General features: G+C 67.9%; 13 protein-coding genes and 2 pseudogenes. 11 read left to right on the forward strand and 4 right to left on the reverse strand.

What is annotated here, in order from left to right; translation table 11 throughout:
* Nucleotides 1-214, reverse strand: a pseudogene (locus tag VB734_RS05745) (nuclease); the annotation flags it as partial.
* A 102-nt stretch (nucleotides 215-316) separates the two neighbouring features.
* Between VB734_RS05745 and VB734_RS05750 the strand changes: the two are divergent.
* From VB734_RS05750 to VB734_RS05760, 3 genes are read left to right on the forward strand one after another with little or no spacing between them, the layout of a single operon-like run.
* A complete protein-coding gene (locus tag VB734_RS05750) occupies nucleotides 317-1,813 on the forward strand; it encodes a phosphoglucomutase/phosphomannomutase family protein (RefSeq protein WP_197161710.1) in 1,497 nt (498 codons plus the stop codon).
* Nucleotides 1,810-2,448, forward strand: a complete 639-nt coding sequence (rdgB, locus tag VB734_RS05755) for an RdgB/HAM1 family non-canonical purine NTP pyrophosphatase (protein WP_197161707.1) — start codon at nucleotides 1,810-1,812, stop codon at nucleotides 2,446-2,448. Before VB734_RS05750 ends, rdgB begins: the two co-directional genes overlap by 4 nt.
* 44 nt (nucleotides 2,449-2,492) lie before the next feature.
* Complete coding sequence (locus VB734_RS05760) at nucleotides 2,493-3,635, forward strand: HAD family hydrolase (RefSeq protein WP_231594533.1); 1,143 nt, start codon at nucleotides 2,493-2,495, stop codon at nucleotides 3,633-3,635.
* Here the strand turns inward: VB734_RS05760 and VB734_RS05765 are convergent.
* Nucleotides 3,600-4,559 (reverse strand): annotated as a pseudogene (locus VB734_RS05765) (AraC family transcriptional regulator); the annotation flags it as partial. The gene VB734_RS05760 and the pseudogene VB734_RS05765 overlap by 36 nt on opposite strands.
* A 64-nt stretch (nucleotides 4,560-4,623) precedes the next feature.
* On the opposite strand from VB734_RS05765, the gene VB734_RS05770 reads away from it, so the two are divergent.
* From VB734_RS05770 to VB734_RS05795, 6 genes are read left to right on the forward strand one after another with little or no spacing between them, the layout of a single operon-like run.
* Complete coding sequence (locus VB734_RS05770; protein ID WP_197161701.1) at nucleotides 4,624-6,129, forward strand: arylsulfatase; 1,506 nt, start codon at nucleotides 4,624-4,626, stop codon at nucleotides 6,127-6,129.
* Between the two features lie 26 nt (nucleotides 6,130-6,155).
* Entirely contained in the window at nucleotides 6,156-7,139 is a 984-nt protein-coding gene (locus tag VB734_RS05775; RefSeq protein ID WP_197161699.1) for a formylglycine-generating enzyme family protein, read from the forward strand.
* A gap of 3 nt (nucleotides 7,140-7,142) precedes the next feature.
* Nucleotides 7,143-7,541, forward strand: a complete 399-nt coding sequence (locus VB734_RS05780) for a DUF1622 domain-containing protein (protein ID WP_197161696.1) — start codon at nucleotides 7,143-7,145, stop codon at nucleotides 7,539-7,541.
* A gap of 16 nt (nucleotides 7,542-7,557) precedes the next feature.
* Nucleotides 7,558-7,944 carry a YidH family protein gene (locus VB734_RS05785; protein WP_197161693.1) on the forward strand — a complete coding sequence of 129 codons (387 nt, stop codon included), beginning with the start codon at nucleotides 7,558-7,560 and terminating at the stop codon, nucleotides 7,942-7,944.
* Nucleotides 7,945-7,949: 5 nt separating this feature from the next.
* Nucleotides 7,950-8,834, forward strand: coding sequence for a bile acid:sodium symporter family protein (locus VB734_RS05790; protein WP_197161690.1), 885 nt, complete (start codon nucleotides 7,950-7,952; stop codon nucleotides 8,832-8,834).
* Nucleotides 8,835-8,846: 12 nt separating this feature from the next.
* Entirely contained in the window at nucleotides 8,847-10,520 is a 1,674-nt protein-coding gene (locus tag VB734_RS05795) for a SulP family inorganic anion transporter (RefSeq protein ID WP_197161688.1), read from the forward strand.
* 34 nt (nucleotides 10,521-10,554) lie between these two features.
* On the opposite strand, the gene VB734_RS05800 is transcribed toward VB734_RS05795, so the two are convergent.
* Nucleotides 10,555-12,225 (reverse strand): mechanosensitive ion channel family protein, encoded by a 1,671-nt coding sequence (locus tag VB734_RS05800; RefSeq protein WP_231594532.1) that lies wholly within the window; start codon nucleotides 12,223-12,225, stop codon nucleotides 10,555-10,557.
* A gap of 96 nt (nucleotides 12,226-12,321) precedes the next feature.
* On the opposite strand from VB734_RS05800, the gene VB734_RS05805 reads away from it, so the two are divergent.
* On the forward strand, nucleotides 12,322-13,971 hold the full coding sequence (locus tag VB734_RS05805; protein WP_197161685.1) for a mechanosensitive ion channel family protein: 1,650 nt from the start codon (nucleotides 12,322-12,324) through the stop codon (nucleotides 13,969-13,971).
* Here the strand turns inward: VB734_RS05805 and VB734_RS05810 are convergent.
* Complete coding sequence (locus VB734_RS05810) at nucleotides 13,956-14,174, reverse strand: hypothetical protein (protein WP_322782236.1); 219 nt, start codon at nucleotides 14,172-14,174, stop codon at nucleotides 13,956-13,958. The genes VB734_RS05805 and VB734_RS05810 overlap by 16 nt on opposite strands.
* 53 nt (nucleotides 14,175-14,227) lie before the next feature.
* Between VB734_RS05810 and istA the strand changes: the two genes are divergently transcribed.
* The coding region (istA, locus tag VB734_RS05815) for an IS21 family transposase (RefSeq protein ID WP_323243105.1) at nucleotides 14,228-15,181 on the forward strand (954 nt) is incomplete at its 3' end.

A 15,181-nucleotide genomic window follows, 5' to 3' on the forward strand; every position in this document is an offset into this window, starting at 1 on the left:
CAGCGGCGGCGCAGGCGGCTTCTCCGGCCAGGGGCCGCTGCTCCAGCAGGCTCACGAAACAGCGTTGCTGATCGTCGAGCTGGAGGGCCCGGTGGGCGCTCCAGAGCCGCTGCCCGGGATCCCCATGGCGATCGAGCCAGGCCCGGCGCCGACAGCGCAGCCAGCTGCGCAGCAACCGGTCGGTCACCAGCCGGTTGGACGGTTCAGCGGGCATGCCAGCAGGCTACGGCGGGCAGTGGTCTGCCGCCAGGCCGGCACCTGCTCCAACCCAGGCCGGCCGGACTGCTGCTACGAGCTACTGAACCCCGCTCCCCCCATGGCTTCTGCCCCCCTGCCCCTGGAGCCCAGTCCCATCCGTTTCGGCACCGACGGCTGGCGCGGCATCCTCGGCGTCGATGTGACCCTGGAGCGCCTGCTGGTGGTGGCCGCGGCCGCGGCCCGCGAACTGGAGCGCGCCGCCCCGCCTGAACTCACGAGCCGCGAGGTGGTGATCGGCTACGACCGCCGCTTTCTGGCACCGGAGCTGGCCGAAGCCATCGCCAGCGCCGTGCGCGGCGCCGATCTCGAGCCGGTGCTCACGGATTCAGCCGTGCCGACACCCGCCTGCAGCTGGGCCGTGGTGGAACGGAACGCCCTCGGGGCCCTGGTGATCACCGCCAGCCACAACCCTCCCGAATGGATCGGCCTGAAGATCAAGGGTCATTTCGGCGGCTCGGTGGAGGAGGCCTTCACCGCCGATGTGGAGAAGCGCCTGGAGGCGGGGGGCATCACCGTGCCGATCCCCGGCGACACCCCACGCTTCGATGGCTGGGGCGGCTACCTGGCGGGCCTGCGCCAGCTGGTCGACACCGGCGCCCTGCGCCGGGGGCTGGAGACCATGGGGCTGCGGGTGATCGTCGATCCCATGCACGGGTCTGCGGCCGGAGGGCTGCCGGCCCTGCTGGGAGTCCCCTCAGGAACCGCCGAAGGAGCCGCTGACGGGTCCGGCGATGCGTGCATCGAGGAGATCCGCTCCTGGCGTGATCCGCTCTTCGGTGGCAACCCGCCCGAGCCCCTGGCTCCCTACCTGGAGGAGCTGATCGACGCGGTGCGGGCCAGCGGCGAGGCCGGCCGGCCGGCGGTGGGGATCGTCTTCGATGGCGACGGCGACCGCATCGCCGCCATCGATGAGCGCGGCCGCTACTGCAGCACCCAGCTGCTGATGCCGCTGCTGATCGATCACCTGGCCAGGGCCCGGGCCCTGCCGGGTGCGGTCGTCAAGACCGTCAGCGGCTCCGACCTGATGCAACTGGTGGCGGAGGGGCTGGGACGGCCGGTGATCGAGAAGCCGGTGGGGTTCAAGTACATCGCCAGCGAGATGCTCGCCGGCGGGGTGCTGGTGGGCGGCGAGGAATCGGGCGGGGTGGGCTTCGGCCTGCACCTGCCCGAGAGGGATGCCCTCTTCGCCGCCCTGCTGGTGCTGGAAGCCCTTGTGGAGGGCGGCCTGCCTCTGGGTGAGCGCCTCGACCGCCTGCAGACCGACCACGGTGGGGGCAGCGCCTACGACCGGCTCGACCTGCGCCTGCGCGACATGGCCAGCCGGCAACGGCTGGAGCGCCAGCTGGCCCAGGAGCCCCCCACCAGCGTGGCCGGCTGGCCGGTGCTGGAGGTGGTGGGCACCGATGGGGTGAAGCTGCGCCTTGGCGACAGCCACTGGCTGATGCTGCGCTTCTCGGGCACCGAACCGCTGCTGCGCCTCTACAGCGAGGCCCCGAGCGGGGAGCGGGTGAGCGAGATCCTGGCGTGGGCCCGCCAGTTCGCGGAAGCGGCATGAACGCCCCCGCCCAGGCGGCCACCCCTAGGGTGCTGGTGATCGCCAGCGGCAACCCCGGCAAGATCAGGGAATTCACGGCCCTGCTGGCCACGGAGGGCCCGGAGCTGGATCTGGAGGTGCGCGGACAGCCCCCGGGCCTGGAGGTGGAGGAGACCGGGGACAGCTTTGCCGCCAACGCCCGTCTCAAAGCCGAAGCCGTGGCACGGATCACGGGGCACTGGGCCCTGGCCGATGATTCGGGGCTGAGTGTGGAGGCCCTCGGCGGTGCCCCCGGCATCCACTCCGCCCGCTATGCCCCCACCGATCCCGAGCGCATCGCCCGGCTGCTGGAGGCCCTGGAGGGGGAATCCAACCGTCGGGCCCGGTTCACGGCAGCCCTGGCCCTGGCTGACCCCAGCGGCCAGACGGTGCTGGAGGTGGAGGGCGTCTGCACGGGTGAGATCCTCAACGCCCCCTGCGGGGAGGGGGGGTTCGGCTACGACCCAGTGTTCCTGGTGCCTGAAGTGGGGCTGAGCTTTGCCCAGATGGCCCCCGAGCTCAAGCGGCGCGTAGGCCATCGCGGCCGTGCCCTGGAAGCCCTGCTGCCGCCCCTGCGGCGGCTGTTCGCGGACGCCGGCAGGAGAACGGTGTGCTGACGCGGGTCCTGACGACGGTTGCTGGAAGCCTGCTGAGCCTGACGATGACGTTCCCTGTGGCGCCCGCCATGGCCAGTCAGGCCTCCACCGCCGGAGCCGCAGAGCCCCTTCCCTCCTGGCGGGACGGTGCCACCCGATCGCGGATCCTGGCTTTCGTCGCCAGCGTCAGCCAGCCGGGAGGGGAGAGCTATCTGCCGCCCGAGGAACGCATCGCCGTCTTCGACAACGACGGCACGCTCTGGTCGGAGCAGCCGATGTACGTGCAGCTGGCCTTCGCGATCGAGCGAGCCCGCGCCATGGTGGCCCAGCAGCCCGGACTCGCGGCCAATCCGGTCATCGCCGCGGCAGCCGCGGCCGGCAACGGGGAGGCCGTGCTCACCATGGGCATCAAGGGTCTGCTGGATCTGGTGGGGATCACCCATGCCGGCATGAGCACGGATGTGTTCCGCGATCTGGTGCGCGAGTGGCTGGACAGCGCCTGTCACCCAACCCTGAAGCGGCCTTACACCGCCCTGACCTACCAACCGATGCGGGAGCTGCTCGAGCATCTGCGCGCCAATGGCTTCCGCACCTACATCGTTTCGGCCGGCGGCGTGGAGTTCATGCGGGTGTTCGCCGAGGAGGCCTACGGAATCCCCCCGGAGCAGGTGATCGGCTCCAGCGTCGTCACCACCTACGCCCTGCGCGGCGGTCTGCCGGTGCTCCTGCGCGAGAGCGAGGTCCAGACGGTCGCCGATCGGGCCATGAAGCCGATCCTGATCGAGCAGCTGATCGGTCGCAGGCCGATCGCCGCTTTCGGCAACTCCGACGGGGATCTGGAGATGCTGGAGTGGACCACCAGCCTGCCGGGCCCACGTCTGGGGGTGATCGTCCACCACGATGACCCCGAACGGGAGGTGGCCTACGACCGCCAGTCCGCCTTCGGCCATCTCGATCGGGCCTTGAGCGAGGCACCCCGGCGGGGCTGGACGGTGGTGAGCATGCGCGACGACTGGGCCAGCGTGTTCACGACCCCTTCTGCGGCAACGGGATCAGCAGGGGGAGTGGTCGACCGCTGCGCCGCGCCGCCGGCCGGCGAACCCAGGGCTGCGGGCGAACGTGGCGCTGGGGAGCTCCCCGAACAACCGGCGGTAATCCCGGGCGAAATGCCCCGGATTGAGGAAGCCCCAGGAGGCCGCCAGCCCTGAGATCGTGGCGTCCCCCGGCTGGGCCTCCAGCAGCCCACGGCGAACGCCATGGAGCCGCTGCAGCTTGAAGTAGGCCATCGGGCCCATGCCCAGGTGCTCCTGGAACCCCTGGATCACGGTGCGGCGGCCGACATACACCTGACGGCAGAGACTCCCCAGGCTGATCGGTTCCAGGGGATTCTCCTCCGCCCAGCGTTGCAACTGCTTGACCAGTTCGATCCGTGCCGGCGGGCGTTCGGGGCAGCCCCGTTGTCTGAGGCCCTGCTCCAGAACGTCCACGAGCAGAGGGACCAGACCGTCTCCACCTCCCTCCGGGTCTGACGACGTCGCGGCCATGACCGGGGATGCGGATGCCTCCGCCTGGAACGACAACTGGTTGAGCAACCAGCGCTGCAGGGGCTCGCGGCTGGTGTCATCGATGGGCAGAACATTGAAGCGGAAGGGCTCCGATTCCAGATCAAGACTCCCCTGACCGCTGCTCCAGCCCGTCAGCATGCCGGGGTTCAGCATCACCACGGCCAGGTCCATCCGCTCGGGAGTGGAGAGGTGGACGTCCTTCTGGGGATCGAGGCCGAACAACACATCGGCACCGATGGCCGTGCCGTGGGCCCGCAGGGGTGGAGCGTTGCGGTCGGGCAACAGGGACAGCGCGATCATCCGCCGGTCCCGTGGTTTGCCGCCCGTCACGTGCAAACAGCGGTTGGCCTGAAGCCGCAGCAACCGCAGCGGCCCAAGCTGGCGGGTGATCAGGTTGCCGCTGAGGCGGCCGTTGGAGAGCTGGAGCAGGCGCAGATCCAGTCCCGCCTCCCGCAGTTGGATTTCCAGCTCTTCGACAGCCTCGAACCTCTGGAGCGGAGCCATCGCCGCTTGCACTTTTTGAGTGGCCCCACCCTGCCATGGGCGCCAGTTTGTAGGTGAGTTCATCAGCGTGCCGGGCCTGGATCCGTCTCCAGCCCCATGCCCGCGTCCTCAACCCCCTCCACCTCTCATGCCCAACGGACAACCCAACATCCTCATCCTCTGGGGAGATGACATCGGCCAGAGCAACCTCAGTTGCTACAGCGATGGGCTGATGGGCTATCAGACCCCCAACATCGACCGCGTCGCCAAGGAGGGCGGCCGCTTCATCCACTACTACGCCGAGCAGAGCTGCACCGCCGGCCGGGCCGCCTTCATCTCCGGCCAGAGCGTGTTCCGCACCGGTCTGAGCAAGGTGGGGCTGCCAGGAGCCGAGCTGGGCTATCGCCCCGAGGACCCCACCATCGCCGAGCTGCTCAAACCGCTGGGTTACCGCACCGGCCAGTTCGGCAAGAACCACTTCGGCGACCGCGACGAGCATCTGCCGACGATGCACGGCTTCGATGAGTTCTTCGGCAACCTGTACCACCTCAATGCCGAGGAGGAGCCGGAGCTGCGTGATTATCCCAAGCCGGAAGACTTCCCCGATTTCAAGAAGAACTTCGGCCCCCGCGGTGTGCTGCACTGCTGGGCCAATGGCGACGGCACCCAGCGCATCGAGAACACCGGCCCGCTCACCAAGAAGCGCATGGAAACCGCTGATGAAGAGTTCATCAAGGAGGCCAAGCGCTTCATTGGCGACGCAGTGGCCTCCGGTGAACCGTTCTTCGTGTGGTTCAACACCACCCACATGCACTTCCGCACCCACGCGCGGCCCCAGGACATCGGCCAGTCGGGGCGATGGCAGTCGGAGTATCACGACGTGATGATCTATCACGACAACTGCATCGGTCAGATGCTCGATCTGCTCGATGAGCTGGGTGTCACCGATGACACGATCGTGATGTACAGCACCGACAACGGGCCGCACATGAACAGCTGGCCCGATGCCGGCATGACCCCCTTCCGCAACGAGAAGAACTCCAACTGGGAAGGGGCCTACCGGGTGCCCGCCCTGGTGCGCTGGCCCGGCAAGATCGCTCCGGGAACTCTGTTCACGGAGATCGTGAGCCATCTCGACTGGCTGCCCACCCTGCTGGCGGCGGCGGGGGAACCGGAGATCAAGGAGAAGTTGCTCACCGGCCATCAGGTGGGACGCAAGACCTTCAAGATCCATCTCGACGGCTACAACATGCTCGACTACTGGACGGGCAAGGCCGACAAGAGCCCACGGATCGAGTTCTTCTACTTCTCCGACGACGGCGACCTCACCGGCCTGCGCTACGACAATTTCAAGGTCGTGTTCATGGAGCAGCGGGCCACCGGCACGCTGCAGGTGTGGGCCGAGCCCTTCACGCCGCTGCGGGTTCCCAAGATCTTCAACCTCAAGACCGACCCCTACGAGCGGGCCGACATCACCTCCAACACCTACTGGGACTGGATGCTGGATCACGCCTTCATGCTGGTGCCGGCCCAGACGATCGTGGGGCGGTTCCTGGCCACGTTCCAGGAGTATCCGCCCCGCCAGAAGGCCGCCAGCTTCTCGCTCGAGGAGGTGATGGAGAAGATGACCGCCGCGGCGAGCGGCGGCGGCTGAGGAACGCATCGCTGCGCAGAGTCGCCATGGCCCTGGATCGCTCACCTGCCCCGGCCCTCCGGCCGGGGCGCCCACCGGCGCGGGACATGGCCTGGATCCCCGGGGGCACGTTCACCATGGGCTCCGACCACCACTACCCGGAGGAGGCTCCGGCCCACCGGGTGGTGGTGGAGGGCTTCTGGATCGACCGCTCACCGGTCACCAATGCCCAGTTCCGCAAGTTCGTGAAGGCCACGGGTCACGTGACCCTGGCCGAGCGGCCGGCGGATCCGGCCGCCTACCCCGATGCCCTGCCGGAGCTTCTGGCTCCGGCCTCGATCGTGTTCGTGCCACCGCCCGGACCGATCGGCACGGGCGACCCCTACCGCTGGTGGCAGTACCTGAGCGGGGCGAACTGGCGCCACCCCGAAGGACCCGGCAGCTCGATCAGGAGCCGCGAGCACCATCCTGTGGTGCATGTGGCCCATGAGGATGCCGTCGCCTACGCCACCTGGGCCGGCAAGCAGCTGCCCAGCGAAGCGGAATGGGAGCGGGCCGCCCGGGGCGGCGTGGAGGGGACTGAGTTCGCCTGGGGGGAGGAGCTCCACCCCGGCGGCCGGCCCATGGCCAACACCTTTCAGGGGGACTTCCCCCATCACAACAGCCTGCTCGACGGCTGGGAGCGCACCTCGCCGGTGGGAGCCTTTCCGCCGAACGGCTACGGCCTGCTCGACATGATCGGCAATGTGTGGGAGTGGACCGACGACTGGTACGCCGGCCACGGCGCCACCGTGGCGGCCCACAAGCAGGCCGGGGGTTGCTGCACGATCGAGTCCCCTCGCGGGGCCTCGCGGCAGGAGAGCATCGACACCGCCTCCCAGCACGGCACCATCCCGCGCAAGGTGGTCAAGGGCGGCTCGTTTCTCTGCGCTCCCAGCTACTGCCGCCGCTACCGCCCTGCCGCCCGCATGGCCCAGGGGATCGACACCTCCACCTGTCACATGGGTTTTCGATGCATCGTGAGGAGCTGAACCATGGCTGTTGAAACCCTGAACAGCTGGCTGGAGGGCATGGCCGGTGGCCTGCGCTTTCTTCTGGAGGGTGTGTCCGTGGTGTGCGTGGCCGTGGGCTTCCTGGCCACCCTGGGCGAATCCCTGCGTCTTCGCGGCAGAGGCCAGCCCCAGGGACAGCGCTTCAACAGCATCCGGCTGCGCTTCGGCAGCTGGCTGTCGATGGCGCTGGAATTCCAGCTGGCCGCCGACATCGTGGCCACCACCACGGCGCCCTCGAATGAGAATCTGATCAAACTGGCGGTGGTGGCCGTGATCCGGACCTTCCTCAATGTCTTCCTGGGCCGGGAGGTTGAGGCGGAACAGAAACTGGAGGATGCCAGGCGCGAGCGGATGGCCCACCTGGCCACCACGGCGGGCTGATGAGAATCCTCAACTGATGGGAAACCTCAACAACGAGCTGGCCAAGGAGCGCAACCGGGCGGCCGCCGAGCGCACGATGATGGCCTGGATCCGCACCTGCCTGTCGCTGATCAGTTTCGGCTTCGGTCTCGACAAGATCATCGGTGCGATCAACCGCAGCCGCTTCGATGGCAGTGGCCATGCCGGCCTGAGCGTGCGTCTGGTGGCGATCGGCTTCGTGCTGATCGGCATCCTGGCGATGGCGGCGGCCACCCGGCAACACCTGCGCACGCTCAAGCTGATCCGCCGCGACGACTTCGTCTATGTCGATCAGCGCTCGATCACGGTCTTCACTGCGATTGCGCTCACCGTCATCGGCATCGTGGCGTTTGCCTTGCTGGTGACCGGCACTCCGGTCGGATGACTCCCATGCCCCAGTCCGCAGCGTTGCTGGTCACGGCCACCATCGTGACCCTGATGTTCAGCCTTGGTCTCGGGCTGAAGAACTACCCGTTCGTGCTGCTCAGGGACCGCCCCGGTTTCCTCTGGCGGGTGATGCTCGGCACCTGCCTTCTGGTGCCTCTGGCCGGACTGGCGCTGGTGTTGCTGCCCTTGCAGGGGGTGCTGACACGGCCTGCGTGGGTGGCCATAGCCCTGATGCTGGCGTGTCCCAGCGCCCCGCTCATTCTGTTCCGGGTGCGCGGCAGTGGCGGCACGGCGGAGCTGGCGGCGCGCCTGCAGATCACGGCGGCGCTGCTGGCCATCGTCTCCATCCCCCTGATGGCGGTCGTGTTCAAGGCCAGCGTCGGCCTGTTCGGCTGGGAGGTCGACGGGTGGGAGATCCACCCGGCCCAGGTGGCGATGCAGGTGCTGCAGGTGCAGGTGCTGCCCGTGATCGCCGGTGTGCTGCTGGGGCAGTGGCAGCCGCAGCTGGCCCAGCGTTGCAGCCGTGCTCTCGGTGCCCTGGCCACTCTGCTGCTGATGCTGATGCTGGTGGCGCTGCTGGGGCTGAGCGGCAGGCAGCTGGTGCCCTTCCTCCAGCAGAACCTGCTGGCCCTGGTCGCGATGGCCGGCCTCAGCGTGTTCAGCCTGGCGATCGGCTACGGGCTGGCCGGACGGGATCCCCTGGAGCGGCGCACGGTGGCCCTGGTGACGGGAATGCGCAACACCGGCCTGGCGGCGCAGCTGGCCCTGACCTACCAACCAGGGATGACTGAGCTGATTCCCGGGATCCTCTCCTATGTGTTGATCACGGTGATCATCTCCACCCTGTTTCTGAAATGGCAGCAGCGTGAGATCGCCGGATCCGCCTGAGTCGTCCCCCCCATGGCTCAGTTCCCTGCGTCTCTTCTGATCAGCGGTTACCGGCGTGAGCTGGGGAAGGCCGATCTGGCAGCCGGACTGACCGCCGCCGCGGTGGTGCTGCCCAAGGCGATGGCCTACGCCACCATTGCCGGACTCCCCGTGCAGGTGGGTCTGTACACGGCCCTGGTGCCGATGGCGGTCTATGCCTTCCTGGGCAGCTCGAGGCCCCTGAGCGTCAGCACCACCACCACGCTGGCGATCCTGGTGGGCAGCGAACTGAACCGGCTGACACCGACCGGCGAGCCCGGCGCCCTGGTGGCGGCCAGCGCCACCCTGGCCCTGCTGGTGGGAGCCATGCTCTGCGGCGCGGCCCTGCTGCGGCTCGGTTTCATCGCCAACTTCATCTCCGAGTCGGTGCTGGTGGGCTTCAAGTCCGGCATCGGCGTGGTGATCGTGGCTGATCAGCTGCCCAAGCTGCTCGGACTCCATGCCGAGAAGGACGGCTTCTTTCGGGACCTGGCGGCCCTGCTGGGGCAGATCTCCCAGGCCTCGGTCGCCACGATCCTGCTCTCGGCGGCTCTGTTCAGCCTGCTCTTCAGCCTCAGGCGGCGATGGCCGTCCGTGCCGGCCCCGCTGGTGGTGGTGGCCGTCGCCATCGCCAGCAGCGCCCTGCTGGGGCTTGATCGCCTCGGCGTGGAGCTGGTGGGCGCGGTGCCCAGGGGCCTGCCCGGCCTCACCTGGCCCCGGCTCGATCTGCTTGGTGGGCTCTGGCCCGGGGCGGCGGGCATCGCCATGATGAGTTTCACGGAAAGCATTGCGGCGGCACGGGCCTTCCGCGCCGGCGACGAGCCCTCTCCGGTTCCCGACCGGGAACTGCTGGCCCTGGGGCTCGCCAACATCGGTGGCGGGTTCTTCGGGGCCATGGCCGCCGGTGGTGGCACCACCCAGACCGCCGTGAACCGCCAGGCCGGCGCCCGCAGCCAGGTGGCCGAGCTGGTGACGGCGGGGACGGCTCTGGCCACGTTGCTGCTGCTGGCCCCCTGGATCGCCTTGATGCCCCAGGCCGCCCTGGCGGTGGTGGTGATCGTGTACTCCTTCGAGCTGATCGCACCCGGCGAATTCCTGGCGATCCGTCGCGTGCGTCACATCGAATTCCGCTGGGCGGTGGTGGCCTTCCTGGGGGTGGTGTTTCTTGGAACCCTCAAAGGCATCCTCGTGGCCGTGATCCTCTCCCTGCTGGCCCTGGTTCAGCAGGAGGTGAACCCACCGGTGTATGCCATCGGCCGCAAGCGCGGCACCGATGTGTTCCGGCCGCTCTCAGCCAGGCACCCCCGCGATGAGACCTGGCCTGGGCTGCTGCTGCTCCGCGCCGAGGGACGCCTGTTCTTCGCCAATGCCCAGGGCGTTCTCAGCAGGATGCGCGCCGAGGTGGATCGACATCAGCCCAGGGTGGTGGTGCTGGATGGCAGCGCCGTGATCGACCTGGAATACTCCGCCCTCAAAACGCTCACCGAAGCGGAGCGGCGTCTCGACGGACAGGGTGTCAGCCTCTGGCTGGCGGGACTGAATCCCACGGTGCTGGACATGATCCGCCGCTCGGAGCTGGGCGCCCGACTGGGGAAGGAGCGGATGCACCGCAACATCGAGCGTGCGGTGGAGCACTACCTCGCCGCGCAGCAGGACGGGATCGGGTGATCAGCTGAGCGATCGAACCGGCTGGGGCGATGGATCAGACTTTGGGAACGGTGCTGGCATTGCCGTTGCGAATGGCGTGGTAGCCCGGCGAGAGGATCTCCACCCCGGCGGCCGCGAAATGGTCCTGCAGCGCCGCCAGCACGTCAGAGAGGGTTTCGCGGTAGGTGTCCGCTCCGATCACGAAGGCATTGAGCTCATAGCTGATATGGAAATCATTCAGGGAGGTCTGAATCACGTAAGGCTCCAGCTCATCACTGATTCCCTTGACACTCTTGGCCGCCGCCAGCATCAGTTCGTGCACACGGCGCCAGGGAACGTCGTAGCCGATGGTGATCGTGGTGGCGATCGCGACGGGCTGCTGGATCTCACGCCGCGAGAAACTGAAATTCACCACCGAGGCGCCGATCACCATGGCGTTGGGAATGCTCACCAGCTCATTTCTTGGCGTGCGGACCCGGGTCACGAGCAACGCCCGTTCCTGCACCACCCCCACCGTGCCGTTGATGTCCACCCGGTCGCCCAGGCGGAACGCACGGGTGTAGATCAGCATCAGCCCGCTGATGATGTTGGTGGCGATGGCGCTGGAGCCGAGGGCTGCCAGCGCACCCACGAACAGGCCGGCCCCCTGGAAGGCCTTGCTGCCGGATCCAGGGATGTAGGGGTAGGCCAGCACCACCCCGATCAGGGCAATGAAGATCGTGGCCAGACGGGCCGTGGGCAGGGCCCATTCCTGGTAGAACCCCGGAATGCGCACCCGGCCCCGCTCGAGGGCTGAGAACCAGGCGTTGCTGGCGCGGATCGCCATCACCGTGACCGCCGCGATCAGCAGGATCGAGACCAGGTTCGGAAGCGCCCCGACCGCCACGTCAAAGGCGCTGCGGATCACCCCCAGAATCTGCTGACGCAGGCCATCGGCAATCCCCTGGGTGGGCGGGAACAACCCCAGCAGCAAGGGAACCAGCAGGTAGCTGATCAGGAGCAGCAGCGACCAGTGGATGACCCGGCGGACCAGCTGCAGGATCTGGCGGATCTGGACGGATTCGAGCAGCTGATTGGAGCCGACGCGCAGGCCCTGAAGCGCACGGTTCTGATCAAGGTCGATCCATCGGGTTGCCCAGCGGTTCAGCTTCGACTGGGTGCGGATCCAGAACAGGTAGATGACGAGCACCAGCAGGGCCAGGGCCGTTCCCTTGATCCAGGCGATCGGCGTGCGGCTGCGCCTGTAGGCGGTGACGGCGCTGACCAGACGGCTGCGGTACGTCTCGGCCAGCTCCTGGCGGCTGATATCGAAGCAGGCCGCCACGCGGTCATCGACGGCCAGGAACCGCTCCGTGCCGCCGTCGGCGCGGGGGCGCAGGAGGAAGGTGTACGGCGGTGCATCCTCGATCATGAGGCGCTCGGGCTGGAACGACGGGCTCTCAGCCAGGCGAGCCAGCTGCTCCGTCGCCCGCCGGGCGAACTCCTCCGGGTCCTGGGCTCCAATGGTCGAGCGGATCTCCAGCACCTTTCGGCCATCAAGGGTGATGAATGGGGGAGACTCGATGCAGTGTTCCTTCTCGGCGGCCGGGCTCGACTCCTTCTGGGCGTGAAGCGGCAGTGGCGAGACCAGCCCCAGCACCAGGGACACCCCCAGGGCCAGCGCCACCAGAACAGCGGAGCGCAATCGGCGGGCCTGGCCACCTGATCGCACCAGGGGAGGCGTCACGGCTGGTTCAATCAGACTGAATGGGGATCATGGTGCACCCTCTCCACACCCACAACCAGTGAATAGGTTGCCCGAAGCCTGGGGAGGAGTCAGCCCATGAATCCGACAGTCCCAGGCCCAGGTGTCGCGGGCCGCAGCTGGCTCCGATCGCGGGGATGGTTCTGGCCGGCCGTGCTGCTGGTGGCGCTGCTGGTGAGCCTGCCGTCGGCGTCACCCGGCCGGGCCGCGGCTGAGGTCCCTGCCGCCCAGGTGGAAGTGGACGGGGCCAGCCTGTTCCAGGTGCGGAGCTCGAAGGACTACAGCGCCGAGCAACGGGCGGACGCGGCCAATGACCTGCTCCAGAGAGCCGCCCGCAACCCCAGGCCAGCTGTGCTCCAGGTGGTGGAGCGCAATGGGCTGCCGGTGATCAGCCTCGATGGCAAGCCCCTGCTGACCGTGACCCGCCTGGACGCGGCGGAGGGCCTGAGTCCGCAGGACCAGGCGGAAACCTGGCGCCGCCGCCTGGGGGAGGCCCTGGAGCAGGGACGCCTGCAACGGCAGCCCGCCTACATCCAGCGGATGGGGCTGCGCTCGCTCGCCCTGCTGCTGGGGGCTTTCCTGTTGCAGCGCCTGCTGGGAAGTCTCTTCCGGCGGGCCTTCCCGCAGGCGTGGCCCCATCCGGGCGCCGATGGTGAGCTGATCCCAGGGAAGGCGGGCAGCGGCTTCCTGATCCGGGCCCTGCTGCGCAGTCTTCAGGTGGCGGTCTGGATCAGCGTGGCCGGCACAGTGGCCGACCTGTTTCCGCTCAGCCGGATGGCCTTGCAGCGGCTGCGTGACGCGCTCTCCGACAGCCTCGCCTCCCCCTTCCTGCCTCTGGGGGAACGCAGCTACTCGGTGCTGGATGTGATCGTGCTGATCACCCTGTTCCTGGCCCTGGCCAAGGGGCTGGGGGTGCTGCAGCGGCTGCTGCGCACCCGCGTGCTGCAGTACACGGGGATCGGTAAAGGCGCCCAGGAAGGGATCGCCTTCGTGGTGCAATACGCCCTGCTGTTCGTCGGCTCACTGGTGCTGCTTCAGCTCTGGGGGCTCGACCTGAGCTCCCTGACCCTCTTCGCCAGCGTGTTCGGTGTGGCCCTTGGCCTTGGACTGCAGGGTATCACCAAGAACTTCATCAGTGGCCTGATCATCATCTTCGAGCGCCCGATCCAGGTGGGTGATTTCGTCGAGATCGGCGAGCTTCAGGGCACGGTGCAGAAGATCAGCCTGCGCAGCACCGAAGTGGTGACCCTCGATCGAATCGCGATCATCGTGCCGAATGCCGAGTTCCTCGAATCCCAGGTGGTGAACTGGAGCCATGGCAGTCCCACGTCCCGGCTGATGCTCCCCATCGGCGTGGCCTACGGCTCGGATTGCACCGCCGTGCGCAATGCCCTGGTCGAAGCCTGCAAAGACTATTCCGGGATTCTCCAGGACCCGAAACCGAAGGTGTTCTTCACCGGCTTCGGCGACAGCTCCCTGAACTTCAGTCTGCTGGTGTGGATCAACCAACCCATGCGTCAGTACGAGATCATCAGCGATCTCAATTTCCGCATCGAGGCCGTTCTGCGTCACCGCGGGATTTCAGTCCCCTTCCCCCAGCGGGATCTGCATCTGCGCAACGACAGCCTGCAGCTGTCCCTGCCCCCCGAACTGAGCGAGGGGCTCAGAGCCCTGCTGGCGGATCGTGGCCAGCCCTCCGCCGCACCGTCCGATCAGGACGGGACGTAGGGAGGTGGCACCGTGCTGGCGCGGCCACTGCGAATGGCGTGATATCCGGGCGAGAGAATCTCCACCTGGGCCAGCGCGAACTGATCCTGGAGAGCCGCCAACAGGTCCGAGAGAGTCTGGCGATAGGTGCTCACATCCCGGACGAATGCATTGAGCTCGTAGCTGATGTCAGGCGACAGCGAAAACTGGCCCAGATGCGACACGAAATCTGGCCCCCCTCCGCGAGCCACTGATCAGGGCCAGTGCGCAGCCTGCGGTGCTGTCACCTCTGGAGCAGAGCTCCCGGGATGCGGCGTTGGAAACCCCAGAGGATGTCCAGGCGATCCTTGGCCTCACCGCAGCTGGCTGGGGCCGGCGGCGGATCGCCAGGGAACTGGGCTGCTCGCCTGAGACCGTCCGCAAGTACCGGCGGCAGGGCGGCTGGGAGGCCTACGGCAAACCCCGACGGATCGGCGTTCTCGATGGTCAGTACGACTGGCTCAAGGAGCGGTTCCTGGCCCACAACGGCAATGCCGATGTGGTGCGCCAGGAGCTGGCCAGCGAGAAAGGCATCGCCGTGTCACTGCGCACCGTGGAGCGGGCGGTGGAGCCCTGGCGGCAGGAGCTGCGGGCCGCTGCCCTGGCAACGGTGCGGTTTGAGACGCCGCCGGGCAAGCAACTGCAGGCCGATTTCGGTGAGACCTACGCCCGCATCGCCGGCGAGAGGGCCAAGGTGCACCTGTGCGTGCTGACCCTGGGGTACTCGCGGCGGCTGGTGGTGCGGGCCTACCGGCACGAGCGCCAGGTCAACTGGCTGTTGGCGATGGAGGAGGCCTTCCGCCACTGGCGGGGGGTGCCGGCCGAGGTGCTGTTCGATAACGCCCGTGCCCTGGTCAAGGAGCACGATCCGGCTCGCCAGGTGCTGGTGTTCAACGAACGGCTCGATGCCTTTGCCCGCTACTGGGGGTTCCTCCCCAAAGCCTGCCGGCCCTACCGGGCCAGGACCAAGGGAAAGGACGAGCGCGGCGTCGGTTACGTCAAGACCAATGCGGTGGCCGGCCGTGAGTTCGCCAGCTGGGAGGCGCTGGAAGCGCACCTGGAGCGCTGGAGCCGGGAGGTGGCCGATGTTCGCATCCACGGAACGACCGGCGAACAACCGCTCCTGCGATTCCAGCGGGAGGAGGCCGCTGCCCTGCAGCCGTTGCCCCATAAGCCGTCGTTCTTGGCGGAG

It is taken from the genome of Synechococcus sp. BA-124 BA4, from assembly GCF_034931165.1.